This window comes from Methylobacterium sp. FW102-HT35C08 (assembly GCF_058790235.1).
Genome location: NZ_JBYTCL010000002.1, coordinates 5,741,919 through 5,762,173, shown reverse-complemented (window position 1 = coordinate 5,762,173; position 20,255 = coordinate 5,741,919). Strand labels below are relative to the sequence as shown.

General features: G+C 68.5%; 22 protein-coding genes. 9 read left to right on the top strand and 13 right to left on the bottom strand.

The window, feature by feature from the left end; all coding sequences use genetic code 11:
* Positions 1-79: 79 nt before the first annotated feature.
* Positions 80-571, bottom strand: coding sequence for a thermonuclease family protein (locus AC3WSN_RS27585; protein ID WP_492542301.1), 492 nt, complete (start codon positions 569-571; stop codon positions 80-82).
* 198 nt (positions 572-769) lie between these two features.
* On the opposite strand from AC3WSN_RS27585, the gene AC3WSN_RS27580 reads away from it, so the two are divergent.
* Positions 770-1,033 carry a hypothetical protein gene (locus tag AC3WSN_RS27580; protein ID WP_492542299.1) on the top strand — a complete coding sequence of 88 codons (264 nt, stop codon included), beginning with the start codon at positions 770-772 and terminating at the stop codon, positions 1,031-1,033.
* Positions 1,034-1,174: 141 nt separating this feature from the next.
* Here the strand turns inward: AC3WSN_RS27580 and AC3WSN_RS27575 are convergent, their stop codons facing one another.
* Positions 1,175-1,855 carry a L,D-transpeptidase gene (locus tag AC3WSN_RS27575; protein ID WP_192707327.1) on the bottom strand — a complete coding sequence of 227 codons (681 nt, stop codon included), beginning with the start codon at positions 1,853-1,855 and terminating at the stop codon, positions 1,175-1,177.
* A gap of 171 nt (positions 1,856-2,026) precedes the next feature.
* Between AC3WSN_RS27575 and AC3WSN_RS27570 the strand changes: the two genes are divergently transcribed.
* The gene (locus tag AC3WSN_RS27570; protein ID WP_492542297.1) at positions 2,027-2,470 is read left to right on the top strand and encodes a VOC family protein; all 444 of its coding nucleotides are present in this window, start codon (positions 2,027-2,029) and stop codon (positions 2,468-2,470) included.
* Here AC3WSN_RS27570 and AC3WSN_RS27565 read toward each other — a convergent pair whose 3' ends face one another.
* On the bottom strand, positions 2,471-2,914 hold the full coding sequence (locus AC3WSN_RS27565; RefSeq protein WP_192706379.1) for a cyclic nucleotide-binding domain-containing protein: 444 nt from the start codon (positions 2,912-2,914) through the stop codon (positions 2,471-2,473).
* 133 nt (positions 2,915-3,047) lie between these two features.
* On the opposite strand from AC3WSN_RS27565, the gene AC3WSN_RS27560 reads away from it, so the two are divergent.
* Entirely contained in the window at positions 3,048-3,809 is a 762-nt protein-coding gene (locus tag AC3WSN_RS27560) for an SCO family protein (protein WP_492542295.1), read from the top strand.
* Positions 3,810-3,818: 9 nt separating this feature from the next.
* On the opposite strand, the gene AC3WSN_RS27555 is transcribed toward AC3WSN_RS27560, so the two are convergent.
* Positions 3,819-4,025, bottom strand: coding sequence for a hypothetical protein (locus tag AC3WSN_RS27555; RefSeq protein WP_192706377.1), 207 nt, complete (start codon positions 4,023-4,025; stop codon positions 3,819-3,821).
* Positions 4,026-4,267: 242 nt separating this feature from the next.
* Here AC3WSN_RS27555 and AC3WSN_RS27550 point away from each other — a divergent pair, with 242 nt between their 5' ends.
* Positions 4,268-4,456 (top strand): con-10 family general stress protein, encoded by a 189-nt coding sequence (locus tag AC3WSN_RS27550; protein WP_010683678.1) that lies wholly within the window; start codon positions 4,268-4,270, stop codon positions 4,454-4,456.
* Between the two features lie 140 nt (positions 4,457-4,596).
* On the opposite strand, the gene AC3WSN_RS27545 is transcribed toward AC3WSN_RS27550, so the two are convergent.
* The gene (locus tag AC3WSN_RS27545; RefSeq protein ID WP_192706376.1) at positions 4,597-4,959 is read right to left on the bottom strand and encodes a hypothetical protein; all 363 of its coding nucleotides are present in this window, start codon (positions 4,957-4,959) and stop codon (positions 4,597-4,599) included.
* A gap of 443 nt (positions 4,960-5,402) precedes the next feature.
* Positions 5,403-6,206 (bottom strand): response regulator, encoded by an 804-nt coding sequence (locus AC3WSN_RS27540; protein ID WP_192706375.1) that lies wholly within the window; start codon positions 6,204-6,206, stop codon positions 5,403-5,405.
* 175 nt (positions 6,207-6,381) lie between these two features.
* On the opposite strand from AC3WSN_RS27540, the gene AC3WSN_RS27535 reads away from it, so the two are divergent.
* Entirely contained in the window at positions 6,382-6,732 is a 351-nt protein-coding gene (locus AC3WSN_RS27535) for a NepR family anti-sigma factor (RefSeq protein ID WP_492542291.1), read from the top strand.
* Between the two features lie 168 nt (positions 6,733-6,900).
* Here AC3WSN_RS27535 and AC3WSN_RS27530 read toward each other — a convergent pair whose 3' ends face one another.
* Positions 6,901-7,077 carry a DUF1328 domain-containing protein gene (locus AC3WSN_RS27530; RefSeq protein WP_007568853.1) on the bottom strand — a complete coding sequence of 59 codons (177 nt, stop codon included), beginning with the start codon at positions 7,075-7,077 and terminating at the stop codon, positions 6,901-6,903.
* A 206-nt stretch (positions 7,078-7,283) separates the two neighbouring features.
* Here AC3WSN_RS27530 and AC3WSN_RS27525 point away from each other — a divergent pair, with 206 nt between their 5' ends.
* Positions 7,284-7,460: a hypothetical protein gene (locus tag AC3WSN_RS27525; RefSeq protein ID WP_492542289.1), complete on the top strand. Its 177-nt coding sequence runs from the start codon at positions 7,284-7,286 to the stop codon at positions 7,458-7,460.
* Between the two features lie 255 nt (positions 7,461-7,715).
* Entirely contained in the window at positions 7,716-8,594 is an 879-nt protein-coding gene (locus AC3WSN_RS27520; RefSeq protein ID WP_492543292.1) for an MBL fold metallo-hydrolase, read from the top strand.
* 19 nt (positions 8,595-8,613) lie between these two features.
* On the opposite strand, the gene AC3WSN_RS27515 is transcribed toward AC3WSN_RS27520, so the two are convergent.
* Both AC3WSN_RS27515 and AC3WSN_RS27510 read right to left on the bottom strand, forming a co-directional pair.
* Positions 8,614-9,393: a DUF1499 domain-containing protein gene (locus AC3WSN_RS27515; RefSeq protein ID WP_492543290.1), complete on the bottom strand. Its 780-nt coding sequence runs from the start codon at positions 9,391-9,393 to the stop codon at positions 8,614-8,616.
* A 64-nt stretch (positions 9,394-9,457) separates the two neighbouring features.
* Complete coding sequence (locus tag AC3WSN_RS27510) at positions 9,458-11,293, bottom strand: AsmA family protein (protein ID WP_492542287.1); 1,836 nt, start codon at positions 11,291-11,293, stop codon at positions 9,458-9,460.
* Between the two features lie 305 nt (positions 11,294-11,598).
* Between AC3WSN_RS27510 and AC3WSN_RS27505 the strand changes: the two genes are divergently transcribed.
* Both AC3WSN_RS27505 and AC3WSN_RS27500 read left to right on the top strand, forming a co-directional pair.
* On the top strand, positions 11,599-12,339 hold the full coding sequence (locus AC3WSN_RS27505; protein ID WP_192706370.1) for a CoA transferase subunit A: 741 nt from the start codon (positions 11,599-11,601) through the stop codon (positions 12,337-12,339).
* Positions 12,340-12,363: 24 nt separating this feature from the next.
* Complete coding sequence (locus AC3WSN_RS27500; RefSeq protein WP_192706369.1) at positions 12,364-13,026, top strand: 3-oxoacid CoA-transferase subunit B; 663 nt, start codon at positions 12,364-12,366, stop codon at positions 13,024-13,026.
* Between the two features lie 55 nt (positions 13,027-13,081).
* Here the strand turns inward: AC3WSN_RS27500 and AC3WSN_RS27495 are convergent, their stop codons facing one another.
* From AC3WSN_RS27495 to AC3WSN_RS27480, 4 genes are all read right to left on the bottom strand, one after another.
* Positions 13,082-14,779 (bottom strand): methyl-accepting chemotaxis protein, encoded by a 1,698-nt coding sequence (locus AC3WSN_RS27495; RefSeq protein ID WP_492542285.1) that lies wholly within the window; start codon positions 14,777-14,779, stop codon positions 13,082-13,084.
* 320 nt (positions 14,780-15,099) lie between these two features.
* Positions 15,100-15,786, bottom strand: coding sequence for a metal ABC transporter permease (locus AC3WSN_RS27490; protein WP_238194802.1), 687 nt, complete (start codon positions 15,784-15,786; stop codon positions 15,100-15,102).
* A 306-nt stretch (positions 15,787-16,092) separates the two neighbouring features.
* Complete coding sequence (gene acnA / locus AC3WSN_RS27485) at positions 16,093-18,792, bottom strand: aconitate hydratase AcnA (RefSeq protein WP_192706366.1); 2,700 nt, start codon at positions 18,790-18,792, stop codon at positions 16,093-16,095.
* A 538-nt stretch (positions 18,793-19,330) separates the two neighbouring features.
* Positions 19,331-20,134, bottom strand: coding sequence for a tetratricopeptide repeat protein (locus tag AC3WSN_RS27480; RefSeq protein WP_492542282.1), 804 nt, complete (start codon positions 20,132-20,134; stop codon positions 19,331-19,333).
* Between the last annotated feature and the right edge of the window lie 121 nt (positions 20,135-20,255).

Here is a 20,255-nt window from a genome sequence, read left to right as displayed (position 1 = left end):
GCCATCCGGAATGGCTCCGGGTTTCCGCATTCACCCGCCCCGTCCTGCCGAAGGGCGGGACGCCGCGGCGGAGGGGACCCTAGTCGACCGCACTCGCCTCGACGCGCCGCCGGTCCTGACGCCAGTCGGCCGGCTTCTCGAAGGTGCCGGCCCAGATGCCGCGGCGGGTGGCCCAGGCCTGACCTTCCTGCCGGACATAGGACGCCGTGACGTGTCGGCTGGCCAGGGCGTGGCCCTGCGCCGCCATCCAGGCGGACAGGTCCTCGCCATGGACGTGGCAGACGCCGGCGACACGGCCCGCGCCGCCCCCCTCGCGCCGCTCGCAGGTGACCACGCTGCCGGCGATCCGCGCGCGCAGGGCCTGCTCGGCCTCACGGCCGCAGCGATACTCCAGACCGGACGCCGTCTCGCAACTCTGCGCCGTCTCGGGCGCGTCGATGCCGTAGAGGTGGATGCGGGTGCCCTGAACCTCGATCGTGTCGCCGTCGATCACCGTCGCGGGGCCGCTGATCGTGCCGGCCGCCGCGGCGGAGCCGCAGAGGAGGAGCAGGGCAAGCATCGGTCTGATCATCGAGAGACTGTCCACGCGGAGGGCGGTCGAACTGGCAAAAGGCTGGTGAAGCCGGGATGCTGCGCCGCCAATGTGGCGATTTTGCCGGGCGGCCCCGGCGCAGGGTTCGCCTAGAGGCGAAGGATGCCGCTCTGGGGTTGCGAAAGTGTTCCACCCGGCACCGCGGGAACGGCGGCCCGGCAGCGACCGTTGTGACGCATGGCGTTTCTCAAGACCCTGCTGGGCACGGTCGCCCTCTGCGCGGCGCTCCTGATCTGGGCCGATTACGCGATTGGACCGGAGCGATCGAGCTCGGAGCCGGCCTCGGGCCTCACGGCCGCGGCGGTGCTGGCCAGTGACGGCATGACGCCGGACGGTTCGCCGGGAGTTGACCGCCTCGACCGCGCGGCCCTCGACAGGCTCGCCCGCGCGGCCTCGGCTGAGCCCCTGGCGGCAGGCGCGGCCGAGAGGCCCGCCAGTTGACGGGCGGGTCCCGGTCGCCAGGCAGCGCGGCCATTCCGTCATTTCGAGCCGGCGCGGCGGCGTTCAGGACCCGGACCAACCACCGGCCCGGATCCTGGGACGACCAGCGCGTCTGAACCGCGCGTCCAGAGCGTGGCCGCGTCAGGCCCGGTACTTGCCGCTGCGCTTCACGAGCACGCGGGTCCCGACCGGCACGCGCTCGTAGAGATCGGCGATGTCCTCGTTGAGCATCCGCACGCAGCCCGACGACATCTGCTCGCCGATGCTCCACGGCTCGTTGGTGCCGTGAATCCGAAACAGGATGTCCCGGTTACCCTGGTAAAGGTAGAGGGCGCGGGCGCCGAGGGGATTGTCGAGGCCGCCCTTACGGGTCCGCGGCAGGTCCGGATTGAGCGAGACCATGGTGGCTGTCGGGCTCCAATCCGGCCAGACCCCCTTCCGGCCGACCCGGGCCTCGCCCTTCCAGGAGAAGCCCGCCTTGCCGACGCCGACGCCGTACTGCATCGCGGTCCCGTCGGCCTGAACCAGCATCAGCTGGCGCTTGTCGATGTCGACCAGGATGGTGCCGGGCTGCTCGGGGCCGTTGTAGCTCACCTGCTGCCGACGGTACTTCGGATCGAGCCGCCCGGTATCGACCAGGGGAATGTCGAAAGGTTTGTCGGGCTTCGCGCCGATATACCACGCCGCGTCGTCATCCTGCGCAAGCTGGGCCGGGCGGGTCTGGCAGGCTGCGAGGGGCGCGATCGCCACGAGAGCGAGTACGAGGCGCGAGAGCAGGATCCGGCGGATCCGGGTCCAGGCCAGGGGGCGCGTCACGGTCATCAAATCTGTCATGCAGGCTAAGGTCCTCAGGTCCTGCCTACCGCCTCCCCGCCAGTGACGATGTAGCTTTTCCGCCGCAGCAGGCCTTGTGCGGCCCGCTCCCGCGGCCACGGTTGCGCCCTAATTCATAATGGAGGCGGTGCTTCGTCGAGCGCCGCGCGGAGGCGATCGATGCCTGAAACCGAGACGATTCCCGAGCCGGCAGAGGTCCCGCCCGCCCTGGCGCTCAGCCCTGCGATCCACCTCGATCATTGCGTGATCCACGTCAGCGATTGGGCACGGTCCAACGCCTTCTATCGCGACGTGGTGGGCGCCGAGGTGATCGAGCGGGGGAACGGCTACGCCTACCGGTTCGGCGGCGTGCAGCTCAATTGCCACGGTCCCGGCGTGAAGGCGGAGCCCCTGGCGCTACGCCCCGTCGAGCCCGGCAACAGCGATCTCTGCTTCCGATGGTCGGGGCCGATCGCGGATGCGATCGCCCATCTCAATGCCGCCGGCGTCGCGGTGGAACTCGGGCCCGTGGAGCGGCACGGCGCCGCGGGCGCCGGGATCAGCGTCTATTTCCGGGATCCGGACGGCTCGCTCCTCGAGTTCATCACCTACCTGACAGGCTGATCAGCCCCGGCTCTCGGCCAGTGCCTGGTTGGTCTGCTCCAGCCGCAACGCCAGCACACGCATCAGTGCGATGCTGATCTGTGGAAATTGTGCCAGGAGTTCGAGGAACACGCCGCGGTCGATGCGGAGCGCGGTCACGGCGGATTCGGCCGTCACGGTGGCCGACCTGGGCTGCTCGGCCAGGATGCCCATCTCACCAACCAGGGCATCCTGGCCGAGCAGCGCCAGCCGCACCGGCCCGGCGGGACCATCGATGCTGACTTCCGCGGTCCCCTTGAGGATCACGTAGGCCGCATCGGCCACATCGCCGCGGGCGAAGAAGCGCTGCCCGGGCTCGAAATGCACCCGCTCGCTGGTGAAGGCCAGCAGCTTCAGGCGCGCCGGTTCAACTTCACGGAACAGTGGCACCTGCTTGAGAGAGGAAACCTCGGTGTCGAGGGTCATACGTGGGCTCCACGACGGGTCTCGGGGCGGGAACGGACGAGCCTGCGCATCCATGCGATTCATCAGGCACTTGTCCAGCCCTGCACCCGACGCAGCCCGTCACCGCCAGCATCGCGGGGTCTGCGCAGTTCTCGTGTTGGCCGTCCTGTTTGTGGGTGGTCCGGCCTGGGCGCGGCTAAGCCAGAGTGAACTCGCCCGCGTTGCCGCGGCGCCGGCACCCGGAGCGCAGGCACCGCTGGATCTCCGCGTCACGGACGCCCTGACCGGTCAGGCGACGACGCTGGGGCAGGTCTTGGCGGGACATCCCGCCCTGCTGCTGCCGGTCGACTACACCTGCGGCAATGTCTGCGACCCGATGGTGTCGATGTCGGCCGACGCGTTGGCGGCGACGGGTCTCGCACCCGGTGACTCGACGCTGGTGCTCGTCGGCATCGATCCGCGCGACGATGCCGCGGCCGCACGCCGCATGCTCGTGGACACGTTGGGCGAACGCGCCGCGTCGGTTCGGCCGAAGGCGTTGATCGTCTCGGACGCCGCACTCGCCCGTCTGACCGGGGCGCTCGGCTACAATGCGGTGTACGATCCCGGCACCGACAGCTTCGCCCATCCGGCCGCCGCCCTGCTGCTCACCGGTGACGGGCGGGTCGGCCGGGTGCTCTCACCCCTGGCGCTGACCGGGCGGGACCTCCGCTTCGCCCTCACGGAGGCCGGGGAAGGCCGCGTTGGGGGTCTGGCCGACCGCCTCGCCCTGCTCTGCTACGGCTACGACGCGGCCCGTGGCGTCTACACCCCCCTCGTTCGGCGCATCCTGACGGTGGCGGGCCTCGTCACGATCCTGGCGATCGGCGTCCTCATTTTCGGACTGACCCGCCTCGCGCGAACGCGGGCGGGCTGAGAGCCCGAATCAGCGCCGCGTCGAAAGGCCCTGCTCACCGGCCGCCGGGGCTTCGCGCTTCAGGCTGGCATTCAGATGGGGCGAGTCGACCGGCTCCTCGCGGGTCGTCGGCGTCGCCGAGTCTTCCGGGGCCGGCATCGGCGGCAGCGGCGGCGTATTCGGCCTCACATCGGGGCCACCACCGGCGGCATCCTTGACCATGTTGCGGTTCGTCATACGCGATCACCTTCTTGCATCCCGCACGGTCGAACGCTCCGTTCCGGCCTCTGAGCCAGTTCGGCGAGCGTCCCTCAGGGCAGATGCGGTCGTCTACCCAGGTCGATCGACAACCAACGCGGCAGATAAGACCCCGGTTGCCGTCAAGCTTAGCTATTCGAAGCTTGGCTAGGTCTCGACATAGGAACCTTGGTTATTGCTGAAGGTTGTTGCGGGGTGAAGCGAAGCCTGAGGAGGAACTGATGGCATCCGGAAATTCGACCTCGAAGCGAGGCTTTGCCTCGATGGACCTGGAGCGGCAGCGCGAGATCGCCAGCAAGGGCGGCCGCAGCGTCCCCGCCGAGAAGCGCTCGTTCTCTCAGGATCGCGAACTCGCCTCGTCCGCCGGGCGTAAGGGTGGCCAGTCCACGGGTACCGGCCGCGCCGAGTGAGGCAGACCACTAACCGTGTCGCGTAGCGGCGCCGTGTCCTCGAGACCGGCGCCGTTTTTCTTTGTGATGGCTTCCGCACAGCAAAAGGCCCCGCCTCATCGACGGGGCCTTTTGCTGTGCGGTCCGGCTTTAAATTCGGATCAGGAGATGCAGCGGCCCGGCGTCATACGACGCGCCTCCGGGCCAACCAGAGAGCTGAGAGCGGTCTCACAGCCCTCGCGGACCATACGACGCACCGGCGGCTTGAGCACCGGCTGGATGCCCATTTCCTGCGCCTCGCCGGCGATGGGGGACCGGTTTTCGAGCTTCTGAACACCCGCCACGCGGGTCGGGCTGATCGCCAGCGAAACCGGCCGCATGCCCGGCAGGGGCATCTGCACGGTCTGAGCCGTCAGCGTCGGGGGCGTCCAGCGGTCGGCCGTGTCGCGCACCACCGGCTGGACCAGCACGGTGAGGAGAGCGGCAGGAGCACTCACGCCCAGGAGGAAACCAGACCGCAGCATTGCCCCGACCTCATTGCGAGAGCTTGACAGGATGTTTTGATAACGCGCCCTGCAATCACAGGTTCCTAGACTGTCTCGCGTCTATGAGGCTTTAAGTATTCGATGGCAGCTCGGCCGTTGGTGCGGCGGCGCACCCGCCTCATCCACACCCATCCCCTGTTGCATCGAAACCACGTAAGCCGAAAAAGCGCATTTTCTGGAACCTGCCTGGCCGGCGGCCGTTACCTCAGCACCCGGCCACCTGGTCCTCCCCGCATTCCCCTTGTGCATCGGCCGGAACCTCACCGACGGGCTGGAGCCTTCTCCGGCCCGTTTTTTTGCGTCCTGTCGCCGACCGCACGGCAACAAAAAACCCCGGCTCGCGCCGGGGTTTCTCGTATCGATGAGAGTGCCGCAGACGCGTCAGGGTTTCGGCCGCGACATCGCGTCAGAGCAAACTTGGCTCAGGCCGTCTTGGCTTCCCGCCGGCGGGCCGTCTGCTGGAAGAACAGCGCCTGGCTGATCACCGCGGAGACGTTGGCGGGCTGGAACGGCTTGGCGATGAGGAAGGCCGGCTCGGGACGCTCGCCCGTCAGGAAGCGCTCCGGATAGGCGGTGATGAAGATCACCGGCACCTCGAAGGACTTCAGCAGGTCGTTGACCGCGTCGAGCCCGGACGAGCCGTCTGCGAGCTGGATGTCGGCCAGGATCAGACCCGGACGCTTGCCCTCGCCGGCGATCTTGACCGCCTCGGTGCGGGTCCGTGCCACGCCGATCACGTTGTGGCCAAGACCTTCGACCAGCGCCTCGAGATCCATCGCGATCAGCGGCTCGTCCTCAATGATGAGGATCTCGGTCGCCATGTCGGCAGCAAGTTCGCGGCCGGCCTCGTCAACGAGGTCGCGCACCTCAGAGACGTCGACGCCCAGAATGATGGCGGCGTCCTCCTCGGAGAAGCCTTCCAGGCAGGAGAGCAGGAAGGCCTGACGCGGCAGCGGCGTGATCTGGCCGAGGCGCACTTCGGCGGGCAGGTCGTGCTGGACCTGCTCGCTGCGGCCGTTCACGGACAGCGAGTTCCAGATCCGCGTGAAGACCCGGAACAGATCCGCCTTGATGTTGGTGCTCCGGCCGAGCGTGTCCGGCTCGTTGACGAGGGTCTCCAGGGTGGCGGCCACGTAGGCGTCGCCCGCCACTTGGCTACCCGTGAGCGCACGCGCGTAGCGGCGCAGGTACGGCAGGTGCTGTACCACGAGTTGCGATGTCGACATTCGATCCCCTGTGCCTCGCCGTGTTGCCCGGCCGCGATCGCCTCGATCCGTTGACCGAGGGCCTGCCGGGGCCGGCTTTGTGTCCTGCGCAGCCTACCGCCCAACGCGGAGGCCCGCACTCCGTTCCACCCCCCGGCGGAACCGATCCCGGCGGGCAGGCGTTGCCGGCGCAGCCATGGCGTATGTCGAGCCGCAGCACAATGCGGCCGGGCCGACTTCGGCAATAAGGGGCCTGTTGATGGTGGACCAGGGAAAGGAAGCGCGTCCCCGCGCGCTTCGGCCGCGCGCGGACGGTGCTGCGGACGACGTTTCCGACGAGCAGACCGGCAATCCCGTCGAGGCGGGCGCATCATCCGCTTCAAATACCGGCCCCACGGCATCCCGTACGGGATTAAGCGAGCACACCCGCAACCGGATCGCCTCTCAGCTGCGCACCATGTACGACTCGATCGCGCAACAACCGGTGCCCGACCGCTTCGCGGACCTCATCGCCAAGCTCGACAGCGGCGACCGCGAGAAAGCCTGACATTATTCACTTGTCTTCAAGTCCGTCAGTCTGCCCATCACGCCGCCTCGCGCGTGCAGGCAAAACCGTGCAGGACCTGGACTTGCAAAAGAGCTGCCGCGTCGGGCGGCAGCCCTTTCAGACCTGCTTCACCAGCCTGAGACCAGTTCCGGCTGCTACAGACCCCCTTCAAAGGGTCGGCGAGCGGCCCCGCATCAGGCCGACAACGGCCGAGATCGCGAACAGGACGATCGCCACGAAGAAGACCAGCTTCGCAGCCTCCATGGCGGTGCCGGCAATGCCGCCGAAACCAAGCAGAGCCGCCACGAGGGCAACGACAAGAAAAGTTACGGCCCAACCGAGCATCGTTCGTATCCTTCAAAAGTGCCAACGCGGGCTCAGCCGCGCCGTTCTGAACACAAAAACGCCAAGGTTTCGGTCCGGTTCCGCCAACTTGGCAGAGTCGTGTGCGTAGATCCGGGCAGCCGATCCCGCCGCGACGATGGGTGACGGAACGGGACAAGGGCGCTAGCGTTCGAAGATAGGTCTTCAGGTTCGATCCGGGATCCGCGATGCTGCAATCTGCCAAGAGTGCCGTTCGATCAAAGGCCGCCGCGATGGCGAGCCGCCTCGCCGACGTGGCCGACAAGGCCGGCGACGCGTTGCGTGCCGCGCTTCTCGGGCTCGTCGTATCGCCGGCGCCCGTGCCGGTCCGCGTGCGCGCCCGCCGCTCAGACCGATCGCGCTGAGCCTCGCCTTCCCAAACCCCGCGGGGCCGAGCGGAGCAGCCGGCCCCGCCCTCGCGCCACGGTATTGCCGGCGCCGCGCATCGCACCGGCCGTGGACGGCGGGAACCTGCAGAGCGGCAGGGCATCGTGCTGCGGGGCTCTGGCCGCTTCCCGATTGCGGATGCAGGCGGAAGCCGCTTTAGGAGTGGCCGACCATCTCGCGCGGGGGAAGCGATGGCGGAGACGGACGAGAGCAGCCTGACCTTCGATCGATCGATGCCGCAGCCGGATCGGCTGGAAACCGTGGCGCCGCTGATCCGCCGACGGATCGCGCCGAACGGCGGCCCGTTCACGGCTAGCGGCACCTGCACGTACGTGGTGGGCCGCGACCGCGTCGCCGTCCTTGATCCGGGGCCCGACGACGCGGCCCACATCGATGCGCTCCTCCGGGATCTCGCCGGTGAGCGGGTCGAAGCCATCGTGGTCACCCACACGCACCGCGATCATTCTCCGGGGGCCCGTCTCCTCGCCGCCCGAACCGGCGCGCCCATCCTCGGATGCGCTCCGCACCGGGCCGCACGGGCGCTATCCGAGGCCGAGATGCCGATGCTCGACGCGAGCGCCGACCGGGCCCATACGCCCGAGCGTGTCATGGCGGAGAGCGATACGGTCTCAGGCCCGGGCTGGACGCTAGTGGCCGTGGAAACGCCCGGCCACACGATGAATCACCTCGCCTTCGCGTTGCCGGAGGCGCAGGCCTTGTTTTCGGGGGATCATGTCATGGCCTGGTCCACGACGATCGTGGCCCCGCCGGACGGCGAGATGCGGTCCTACATGGCGTCCCTCGACAAGCTGCGGGGCCGCACCGAGACGATCTTCTGGCCCGGCCACGGCGGTCCGGTCCGTGAACCGGCGCGGTTCCTCCGCGGCCTCGCGGGCCATCGCCGGCAGCGCGAAGCCGCGATTCGCGCGCGTCTGGCCGCCGGCGATACGCGGATCGCCGACATCGTCGCGGCGATCTACCAGGGGCTCGATCCGCGCCTCAGAGGCGCGGCAGCCCTGTCGGTTTTCGCCCATCTGGAGGATCTCGTCGGGCGCGGCCTCGCCGCGTCCGAGGGCGCACCGCGGCTGGACGGGGCCTACACGGCCGCCTGAACCCCTTCGCGGCCGACGATCACTTCACCGCGAGGGCGAGGTTGGCGACATCGTCCAGGTAGGCGCGGATCCGGTCGGCGTTGCTGCCGAAGTCGCGTCCGCCGAGCCGGGAGGTTGAGCGCACGTCGATCCGCGCCCCGTCGGCACGGGGACGGATGCGCACGGTCACGTCGTCGGGCAGGTTGAGGATCAGGCCCCGGGCCACCGCCTCGATCCGGCCGTTTCCGGTGCGGCCGCCCGGCCGGATCGCCTCCACGATCTGCCAGTGGCGATTGAGAGCGGCCTTTCGGGCCAGCTCGAACGCCTCGTCGGCGCCGATATCGAGTGTAAGCGGCGCGATCTGCGGATAGGCGCCGCGCTGGCGCTCGCGAAGCGCCGGTCCCGGATCCGGCGGATAACGTCCGCCGCGGGCCGCGAAGGCGGCGCGCGAGCGCGAGAAGGCGGGCGGATTGTCGATGTCGGTGCTGATGTCCGGAACGGCGGGCAGGCGCAGACCGCGCAGGCCCAGGAAGGCGGGATAGCCCAGGACGACGAGCGCCAGGATCAGCCCGGCCAGGGCGGCGCCCAGGCCGCGCGCGCCCTCGCGCCAGACCCGGACGAAGGCGAAGATCGCGGCAGCGGCTGCCACCAGCGCGACGCCGAACCCGGCCATGAGGGCGGCGAGCGCCGCGTCGGTATCGGCACGCGGATCGCGCACCAGGATCAGGGCGAGCCCGGTCACGAGGATGGAGAACAGCGCCAGCCGCCGGGCCAGCGGCCCCGCACGGGTGATGGGTTCCTCGACGAGTAGGCGGCGCATGGGCATCATGGAGGCGTTCGGGGCCCGACCTTACAGCTTGGCCATGACGGACACCATCGCGGTGCTACGGGGCATAGGCGCGGGCATTGCCGGGCAGGCCGAGGGTGGCCGGCTGCTTGAGGCTCTCGGGCAGCATCGCCTCGCCGGGCCGGCTCGCGGCTTCCGCGGCCTCGCCATGCGCCAGGATCTGGACGGCCGGTGCGCTCCAGGGTCCTGAAACGGCGAACAGCAGACCGCGCGGTGGGGCGGAGGCGGGTCGCAGGGCGAGATTGCCCCTGGCGTCGAGCCGCCGATCCGGCAGCGAGACCTGACCATGCAGGGTCGCGCCGACGCTCGGACCGATCAGGCCCGCCTCGGTGATCTCGCCGACCCCGTCGGTGAAGCGCAGGGTGATGGCGGCGCGCTCGAACGCGGTCCGGCTGTTGCGGCGCGCGAGCGCGCCGGGCGCGATGGCGCCGTTGCGGTGGATGACGTCGGCGAGGTCGAGGCCGGCGATCGCGCCGCCCTCGACGGACAGCGCCGCCCGTCCGCCGAGATGCGCCAGAAGGCCGGCGCTGTCGCGGGCGCTCGAGTCCAGGGAGAACTGCCCCTGCACGGGTCCGCCCACCCAGCGCGAGGCCCCCATCTCGCCGGACAGGCTCCCGAGATCGAGGTGGTCCAGGCTGCCCTGCAGGCGCATCTCGGTCTCGGCCGGGTCGGCCCCGCTCGCCAGGGTCATCCGTCCCTTGAAGGTGCCCTCCTGGACGCGCGCCCGATTCACCGCGATCTCCATCGCGGCGTCCCGAACCAGGATGCTCGCCGCGAGGTCCTGCACCGGAACCGATCCGACCCGCGCATCGGCCGCCGACAGACGCAGGTCGAGATCGCCCCGGGTGAACGGCGCCAAGGCCAGCGGCACGGCTTCCGGCTCCGACAGCCGCACGAGATCACCGACCAGGGGCGCGAGATCGAGCGTCTCGGCCGCCAGCGTCGCCTGGATCGACAGCCGCGGCGCCTCGCCCGGGCCGAGCGCGACGGCACCCGCGCCCTCCAGCACGTTCTGGCCGAATCCGACCCGCAGGCTCGGCCAGGATACGGACCGTTCCGCCGTCTCGAAGCGGCCGGAAACCGAGACCGCGCCCGCCAGCGGCGAGAGCGGGGCATCCCAGCCGATCCACGACAGGGTCTCCGGCAGCGAGCGGGTCTCGAAGCGTACCTGGCCCATGAGGTTGGGCAGTGCGGCTGCCTCCGGGAAAGGCTCCGCGGTCCCATCCGCCGCCAGACTGCCACCCGGCCATGTCACCGCCGCGGTGAACGGGCTGCGCCCGCCCAGGGCCATGTCGGCCGGCCGGAGGTGCGTGAGCGCAACCTGCGTCGGGACGCCCCGCCATGTCAGCGTCGCGTGTCCTTCGGCCGACCCGCTCCAGAACGGCCATGCGAGGTCGAGATCGAGATCCCGGACCTCTGTGCCCTGCGCGATCTGCGCGCCGGTCACGATGATCCGGCGCGGCCGGGCCGTGATATCGGACCGGACCTGCGCGCCGAGGCGCCCCAAGGGCCCGCTCCACGCCGCGGCCTCCCCTGACAGGCGCGCGCCTTCGAGGCGCAGCCCGCCGATCGCCGCGCGGCCGCCGAGCAGGCTGAACGGATCGAGGTCGATGCTCAGGCGGCCCTCCTCCACCAGGGCCGGTCCCGTGGTCCCGGCCGCGACCCGCACGCGGCCGAGGGTGAGGCGCGGCAGAGGCAGCACGGTCAGGCTCGCAGGCCCCTGCGCGCTTAAGGTGAGCCCGTAGGCGTCGAGGGCCTGACCGACGAAGGCCGTCGCCCGGTCGGCCTCGACCGGCCAGTCGCGCAGGCCGAGGCCGGCAACGATCAGGCTCCCGAGAGCGAGGACGAGGGTCGGGCGGCGCAGCGACATCATGCTCCGGACGGGCCGCGGCTGCGGCCGGAAGCCGGGTGCCGCAACAGGCCCCCTCAAGCCGTTGCGGCCCGGCAGGGTCTGCACGTCGAGGGGGTGTTCTAGCGCCCTTCGCGGCATTTGTCTGCCGGACCTGCGCGAAGCCGCTGGTCCCTCCCCAGGCCGCGGCGGTTACGGATCAACCCGGACCGCACCGGCTCGCGCGGCGCAGCACTGGATTTCGACGGCGGAATCGGGAACAGCAGGCGCGAGGAAACGCGCTTGCCAAAGTTTCGGCCGGTCAGGCCCGGCGGGAAAAGGACGGTTCGATGAAGAAGGTCTACACGGATGCCGCCGCGGCCTTGGCCGGGCTCCTGCGCGACGACATGATGGTGATGTGCGGCGGCTTCGGGCTGTGCGGCATCCCGGATGAGCTGATCGAGGCGGTGCGCCTCTCGGGCGTCAAGGGCCTGACGGTCGTCTCGAACAATGCCGGCATCGACGGCGTCGGCCTCGGCAAGCTCCTCGATACCCGCCAGGTGCGGAAGATGATCTCGTCCTATGTCGGCGAGAACAAGGAATTCGCCCGCCAGTATCTCGGCGGCGAGCTGGAGATCGAGTTCAACCCGCAGGGGACGCTGGCCGAGCGGATCCGCGCCGGCGGCGCCGGCATCCCGGCGTTCTTCACCAAGACCGGGGTCGGCACCAAGGTTGCCGAGGGCAAGGAGGTCCGCGAGTTCGACGGCGAGCCCTACGTGATGGAGCGCGGCCTGTTCGCCGACATCGCTCTGGTCCACGCCCATACCGGCGACACCGAGGGCAATCTCCGCTACCGGATGACAGCTCGTAACTTCAATCCGATGATGGCCACCGCGGCCAAGATGACGGTGGCGCAGGTCGAGCACCTCGTAAAGCCGGGCGAGATCGATCCGGACACGATCCACACGCCGGGCATCTTCGTGAAGCGCATCATCGACGTGGGCGTGCGCGACAAGCGCATCGAGCAGCGCACCACGCGCAAGCGCGGCGACAGCACCCCGGCCGCGGCGGCCGGCGGCGGCACGCACTGATCGGACGGGAAGGGAGCGAACGATATGGCCTGGACCCGCGAGCAGATGGCGGCGCGCGCCGCCAAGGAGCTGGAGGACGGCTTCTACGTGAACCTCGGCATCGGCATCCCGACGCTGGTGTCGAACTACATTCCCGAGGGGATGTCGGTGCAGCTCCAGTCGGAGAACGGCATGCTCGGCATGGGCCCCTTCCCCTATGAGGGCGAGGAAGACCCGGACCTGATCAACGCCGGCAAGCAGACCATCACCGCGCTGCCGACGACGAGCTACTTCTCCTCAGCCGATTCGTTCGGGATGATCCGCGGCGGACACATCAACCTGTCGATTCTCGGCGCCATGCAGGTGGCCGGCAACGGCGACCTCGCCAACTGGATGATCCCCGGCAAGATGGTGAAGGGGATGGGCGGCGCCATGGACTTGGTGGCGGGCGTCAAGCGCGTCGTCGTGGTCATGGAGCACGTCGCCAAGAACAAGGACGGCACCGAGAGCCCGAAGCTTCTGAAGGCCTGCGACCTGCCGCTCACCGGCACTCAGGTGGTCGATCTGGTGATCACCGATCTCGGCGTGTTCGAGATCGACAAGAAGGGCAACGGCGGCATGAAGCTCATCGAGCTCGCCGACGGCGTCACCGAGGACGAGATCCGGTCGAAGACCGAGGCGGATTTCACGACCGCCCTTAAGGGATGACCGATTTCGGACCGGGGCCGCGCGTCGGCGGCTCCCGTCCGGGGATGCCCGCCGATCAGGCCGCACGCACGCTATCGAGGAAACGGATCACCTCGGATCTCAGTCGATCGGCCTGACTCGACATCTCCGAGGCGGCGCCAAGGACTTGCGTGGCAGCCGTCCCCGTCTGACCCGAGGCCTCGGCAACAGCGGCGATGTTGGTCGTCACCTCTCCGGTACCGGCTGATGCTTCGCTGACGTTGCGCACAATCTCGCTGGTCGCGGCGCCCTGTTGCTCGACCGCAGCGGCGATCGTCGCCGCCACACCGTTGATCTCGCCGATCCGCGCCGTGATCGTGCCGATCGCCGCGACGGCCTGTCCGGTGGCGCACCGAACCTCGTCGATCTGCCCGGTGATCGCCGCGGTGACCTTGGCGGTCTGCTCAGCCAGAGCCTTCACCTCGGCGGCGACCACCGCGAAGCCGCGCCCGGCCGCTCCCGCCCTGGCAGCCTCAATCGTCGCGTTCAGCGCCAGGAGATTGGTCTGGCTCGCGATATCGGCAATCAACCCGACCATCTCGCCGATCCGGTGCGAGGATTCGTGCAGGGTGTTGACGAACTGCGTTGTTGCGCCGGCCTCGTCGACCGCGTTCCGGGCGAGGCCGACTGAAGCTGCGATCTGGCGCCCAATCTCCTGGATGGATGAACCGAGTTCCTCGGCAGCGGCCGCGACCGTCTCGACGTTGGCCGCCGCCTGCCCGGCCGCCGCCGCAACAGTATTGGATTGCTCGGCCGAGTCCGCGGCCGTGGCCGTCAACATCTCGGCCGTCGCGTACAGCTGCGTAGCGGAGGACGAGACCACGTCCACGACCCCGCCGATCGTCTGCTCGAACGCGTCCGCAAGTTCGCTCATGGCACGCTTGCGCCCCGCTTCGGCTGCGGCGGCGGCTCGTTGACGCATCTCGGCCTGCTCCTCGGCCTGCTGGGAAACCAACTGCTTGATATCGTCGACGGCCCGGCCCACCGCCCCGATCTCGTCGGCACGGGCCGCCTGTGGGATCGCGATCTCCACATCCCCCTGAGCCATACGCTGCAGGACCCCACGCAAGCCACGCAGCGGACCGGTGACCCCGACGCGGACGACGAGGCCGGCGACACCGATCGCAGAGAGGAGACCGAGGACGGTGGCAATGACCAGCATGGTAACGGACCGCTCGACTTCATGATCGGATTGATCACGCATTGCCTGCAGCGCGCTTTCCAGCGTTTCGAGTTGCGCACGCACGATACTGTTCATCTCGATACTGATCGGAACCGCTTCGTTGATCAGGATATTTCTAGCCGTCACGTTGTCGTTCACGAGAGCACGCGCGGACACGTGATCGAGTGCAGATAAGAAGTCAGCGAATTTTGCCCGAAGACGCACATCCGCAGCGTGTTGCGCGTCATCATCCGGCAAGGCAATCAATTGATGCAGCAATGTGTCTGCACGCGCTCGACTTTGATCGGACCGCGCCTTGTAGGCAGCCATTTCCTTATCGCCGGTCTCAATAATCAGATCCCGAACGTGCGTGGCTAGATCGCCGACCACGACCCGGAATCGCAACATCAGGTTGAGGTGCTGAGCCTCGACGTCGACGATCCGACGCATCTGAGAGGATAAGCTCAACATGTTCAGCCGCGCGTATGCGATCAGACCGCCGGAGATCACGGCGACCAGCAGAATAGGCAGCATAACCTTGAAAAATATCTTGGCGTCGCGAAGCATAGACATGACACGTCTCGCATTATGGGCTCAAACGCGCGGACACTTATGCTTCTAACAACTAGATGTCCAGCATACCTAAAAGAAATACCGCAAACTATGAGTTAAATATATTTGAATTTACTTCTCAAGTCAGGCGCATAACGAAAACAATCGGGCTTATACGATGCCCGAGTCTGTGAAATAATTTTGCACACTGGTTCAGTCGCGAGACGGCAGGTCGTGATGTCAACACAAGCGGCACGTCGTGGCGGCCGCCGTGCCTCAACGGGAAGCATGGCGGCCGCCGAACGTTGGGATTGGGTTGAGAGGGCGTCCTGCGTTCCTGCCTACATCGGCGGGGTCAGGCCATCCTTGCCGACCGCCACGAGCTTACCCTCGGCCTTGCTGCCGTCCTTGGCGACCACGGCGAAGACCTTCGAGCCGGGGGTCAGGATCGCCTTGTCGGCCGGCTCGAAGGCGACGATCGGCGCCGAGGACGGCACCACGATCTCCTTGGAGCCGTCCTTGCCGTAACTTACCGTCAAGGTGCGCTCGCCGCCCGAGGCCGCCTTGTCGGCCTTCACCGTGCCGTTGGTCATGGCGCTCTTGACCTTGGGCGCGTTCGACGTCTCGGCCTTTACGGTGCCATTGGTCATGGCGCTCTTCACCTTGGCGCCGGCGCCAGCGGTCTGGTCGGTGATCGTGTCCCAGCCGTAATGGCCCTCGCCGGTGCCGCGCATCGACTCGGGAAAGAGGACCACCTCCAGGGCAGTCATCGGGTTCTCGCCCTTGGTGGCGGTGCCGATGAAGACGCCGTCCTTGATCTGGTCGAGGCTCGACGGGACCACCCAGGCGAACTTCGCGCCGCTCACATCGACGGTCTCGGACTTCCCGTCGTCGGTCTTGATCGTGACGGTGCTGCCGTCGGCCTTGTCGACCGTGCCGCGGACGCGCTCGACCTGCGCGGCGAACGCTGCACTCGACAGAAGGGCCGTCAGGCCGGCGGCGACGAGGGTCTTGCTGAGGTGCTTCATCGAGGTCCCATCCTGGCTTCAGGAGCCGGGTTATGGGGCGCCGCGCACGGCAAACAAGGTTGTGCGCAAACGAAATACACGATCTGAAAAGCAAATGAGGCGGCGCCCGGTTGAGCGCCACCTCATGCTGTCCGGGCTGGGCCGGCGCCTCGCACCGTCATTCCCGAGCGCCGAAGGCGAGCCCGGAAATCAGAACCGCAACGGTGCCCATTCTGACACCGCGGCGGATCTGGATCCCGGGCTCCGCTGCGCGGCCCCGGGATGACGGATCGGCAGCAATCGCCTCTCCGAAAGGACCCGACCTGATCAGGCCGCGAGCGAGCGCAGCACGTAAGGAAGGATGCCGCCGTTGCGGAAGTACTCCAGCTCGTCGAGGGTATCGATCCGGCAGGTCAGCGGGACCTGCTTCACCGAACCGTCGGCGGACTTGATCTCCGCAATCAGCGTCTGGCGGGGCTTCAGCTCGCCGGCGAGGCCCTTGATGGTGACGGTCTCGTCACCCTTCAGGCCCAGCGACTGCCAGCTCGTGTCACCCTGGAAGACCAGCGGCACCACGCCCATCCCGACGAGGTTCGAGCGGTGGATGCGCTCGAAGCTCTCGGCCACCACGGCGCGCACACCGAGTAGCTTCGTGCCCTTCGCCGCCCAGTCGCGCGACGAGCCGGTGCCGTACTCCTTGCCGGCGAAGATGACGAGCGGCGTGTGCTGCTCGGCGTACTTCTGCGCCGCATCGTAGATGAACATCTTCTCGCCCGAGGGCTGGAAGAGCGTCCACCCGCCCTCGACCACGGTGCCGGTTTCGTCCCGCACCATCTGGTTCTTGATGCGGATGTTGGCGAAGGTGCCCCGCATCATCACCTCGTGGTTGCCGCGTCGCGTGCCATACTGGTTGAAGTCCTGCACGCGCACCTGATGCGACTGCAGGTAGGCGCCGGCCGGTGACGCCGCGCGGATGTTGCCCGCCGGCGAGATGTGGTCGGTGGTGATCGAGTCGAGGAACAGGCCGAGGATGCGCGCATCCGCGATGTCCTCCACCGGCTTCGGGGTCTTCTCCATGCCGACGAAGTAGGGCGGGTTCTGCACGTAGGTGGAGCCCGGGTTCCACGCGAAGGTCTCGGCCTCGGTAACCTGGACGTCCTTCCAGTTCTGGTCGCCGCCGAACACGTCGGCGTAGCGCGACTTGAACAGCGCCGAGGTGATGTTCTCCTCAATGAACTGCTGAACCTCGGCCGAGGTCGGCCAGATGTCCTTCAGGTAGACCGGCTTGCCGTCGGAACCCTGGCCTAGCGGCTCCGTGGTGATGTCGATCTGGAGCGAGCCGGCGAGCGCGTAGGCGACGACCAGCGGCGGCGAGGCGAGGTAGTTCGCCCGCACGTCGGGGTTCACGCGGCCCTCGAAGTTGCGGTTGCCCGAGAGCACCGCCGCGGCGACGACGTCGTTGTCGTTGATCGCCTTGGAGATCGCCTCCGGCAGCGGGCCGGAATTGCCGATGCAGGTCGTGCAGCCGAAGCCCACGAGGTTGAAGCCGAGCGCGTCCAGCGGCTCCTGCAGGCCGGACTTCTCCAGGTACTCGCCGACCACCTGCGATCCGGGCGCCAGCGAGGTCTTCACCCACGGCTTGGAGCGCAGGCCCTTGGCAACGGCGTTGCGGGCGAGCAGCCCGGCGCCGATCATCACCGAGGGGTTCGACGTGTTGGTGCAGCTCGTGATCGCGGCGATCACCACGTCACCGTGCCCGATGTCGAAGTTGGTGCCCTCGACCGGGTAGCGGCGCGCGAGGTCGGCGGCCTTCTTGAACTCGGTCTCCATGGAGGCCGCGAAGCCGGGCTTGGCGCCGTCGAGGAGCACGCGGTCCTGTGGGCGCTTCGGGCCGGCCAGCGACGGACGGACCTCGCCCATGTCGAGCTCCAGCGTGTCGGTGAAGACCGGGTCGGGCGTGCTGGCGTCGCGCCACATGCCCTGCGCCTTCGCGTAGGCCTCGACCAGGGCGATCCGGTCGTCCGAGCGGCCGGTGACCTTCAGGAAGTCGATGGTCTTCTGGTCGACCGGGAAGAAGCCGCAGGTCGCGCCGTACTCGGGGGCCATGTTGGAGATCGTGGCCCGGTCGGCGACCGCCATGTCGTCGAGGCCGGGGCCGTAGAACTCCACGAACTTGCCGACCACGCCCTTCTTGCGCAGCATCTGGGTGACGGTGAGCACGAGGTCGGTGGCGGTGGTGCCCTCGGGCAGCTTGCCCGACAGCCTGAAGCCCACGACCTCGGGGATCAGCATCGACAGCGGCTGGCCGAGCATGGCCGCCTCGGCCTCGATGCCGCCGACGCCCCAGCCCAGCACCGCCATGCCGTTGACCATGGTGGTGTGCGAATCGGTGCCGACCAGCGAATCCGGGTAGGCCACGTCGGAGCCATTCTCGGACTTGGTCCAGACGGTCTGCGACAGGTATTCCAGATTGACTTGGTGGCAGATGCCGGTGCCCGGGGGCACCACCGAGAAGTTGTCGAAGGCCGATTGGCCCCATTTCAGGAAGGTGTAGCGCTCACCGTTGCGCTCGTATTCCAGGGCGACGTTGTCGGCCAGCGCCTTCGGGGTGCCGAACTCATCGACGATCACCGAGTGGTCGATGACGAGGTCCACCGGCACCAGCGGGTTGATCTTCTGCGGGTCGCCGCCGAGCGCCACCATGGCGTCGCGCATCGCCGCGAGATCGACCACCGCCGGCACGCCGGTGAAGTCCTGCATCAGCACGCGCGAGGGGCGGAACGCGATCTCGACCTCGGCCTTGCCCTTCTGGTCGAGCCAGCCGACGGCGGCCTCGATATCGGCCTTCTTGACCGAGCGATCGTCCTCGTAGCGAAGCAGGTTCTCCAGAATGACCTTCATGGAGAAGGGCAGCGCGGCTGCGGAGGCGAGGCCGTTCTTCTCGGCCGCGGGAATGGAATAGTAGGTGTAGGTCTTGCCGCCGGCTTCGAGCGTCTGGCGGGCCTTGAAGCTGTCGAGTGAGGGCACGGCTGGTTCTATCCTCGCTGCGGGTTGTCGAACACGCGCAGGCAAGACCTGCGCTACGAAGTTGTGTTCGGCCTGTGTAGCGCCCGACGGGCGCGCGCCGCCCCGGGAGTGCCCGGGCAGGAGACGATGCGCGGGGGCGATTTGGACGCCCGTGGAGCCGCGCGGCGCAGCCAGGGAGGGATATAGAACTTTTCGAATCTGGCCGCTACCGGGTCGCGATGACAGGCGCGTTTTCCTGTCGGAGATACGATGGACGAGCGGAGGCGGCCGGCTGTGACACCCGTTCAGGTCTGCCGCACGATCTCGGAGCCGCATCAGCCGGTCATCCCGGGGCCGCGCAGCGGAGCCCGGGATCCAGACCCACCGAGTCGCCACAACCCGGCACCGAAAGCGGTTCTGGATTGCCAGCCTCCAGCGTGCCCCTTCGGGTCCGGGCTCGCCCGGGGCGACCCGGAATGACGGTGCGGCTGCCCTGGATTGCTTCGCTCTGCTCCAAGGACGATGGGGCCGGAGCAATCCAGCCGAAGCTATCGCGACCCTAGCCCGGGATGCTTCCCCCCGGCAGCACCTTGGACCGGTTCGGCTGGGCCGCGAGCTTGCGCAGGGATGCGACATTGGCGGCCGCCTCCTCGGGGCTCATGTCGCGGCGCAGGAGCGCCTCGGCATCGGCGAAGCGGCCTTTGAGACCCAGCACCATGGCGAGATTCGCCCGCACCCGCGCATCGGCGCCGGGCTGGTCGGCGGCGAGCCGCAGGGTCTGCTCGGCCTGGTCGAGGTTTCGCGACAGCGCGTAGGACAGGCCGAGATTGGACAGGAGCGAGGGCTCGTTCGGTCGGATCTTGAGGGCGGCCTCGTAGAAGCTCTGTGCGCGGGTCTGCTCGCCGAGCTGCGCGGAGGCCGAGCCCTGCGCCGACAGGATCCGCCAATCGGGCGCGGCCGGCGAATGGGCGTTGGCGAGCACGTCGATCGCCTCCCGGAAGCGGCCGGCCTCGACCAGCGACTTGCCGTAGGCGCCGAGGAGCGCCGTATCGCGCGGGTTGCGCAGGGCGGCCTGCTGCAGGACCGCCGAGGCCTGGCTGATCTGGTCGTTCGCCCGCAGGGCGCGGGCATAGGCGATCGCCACGCGAGCGTCGCCGGGATTGGCGTTGAAGCGCTCGGCCAGGGACGCCGTCTCCTGACGCGCGGCCGGCGGCCGTCCACCGAGCTCGCCGATCGAGCCAGTGGTCTCGGGGGAGCGGGTGTTGCAGCCGGCGAGCCCGAGGGCGACGAACATCGCCAAGAGCGTTACGCGGCGTCCGGCGGATGCCGCAGGTCCCGGGACCCGGATCAGGGCCGTCATCATCGTGCGCTCCGCCGCCAGCTCAGCCCAGGGCTCTGGCGCGTGCTTCACGCCCCCGGCCGGCCGGTGATAGAGCGTTAACCCTAATCACCGGTTAAGCCGCCGGTCTCGACGGCGCATGAGA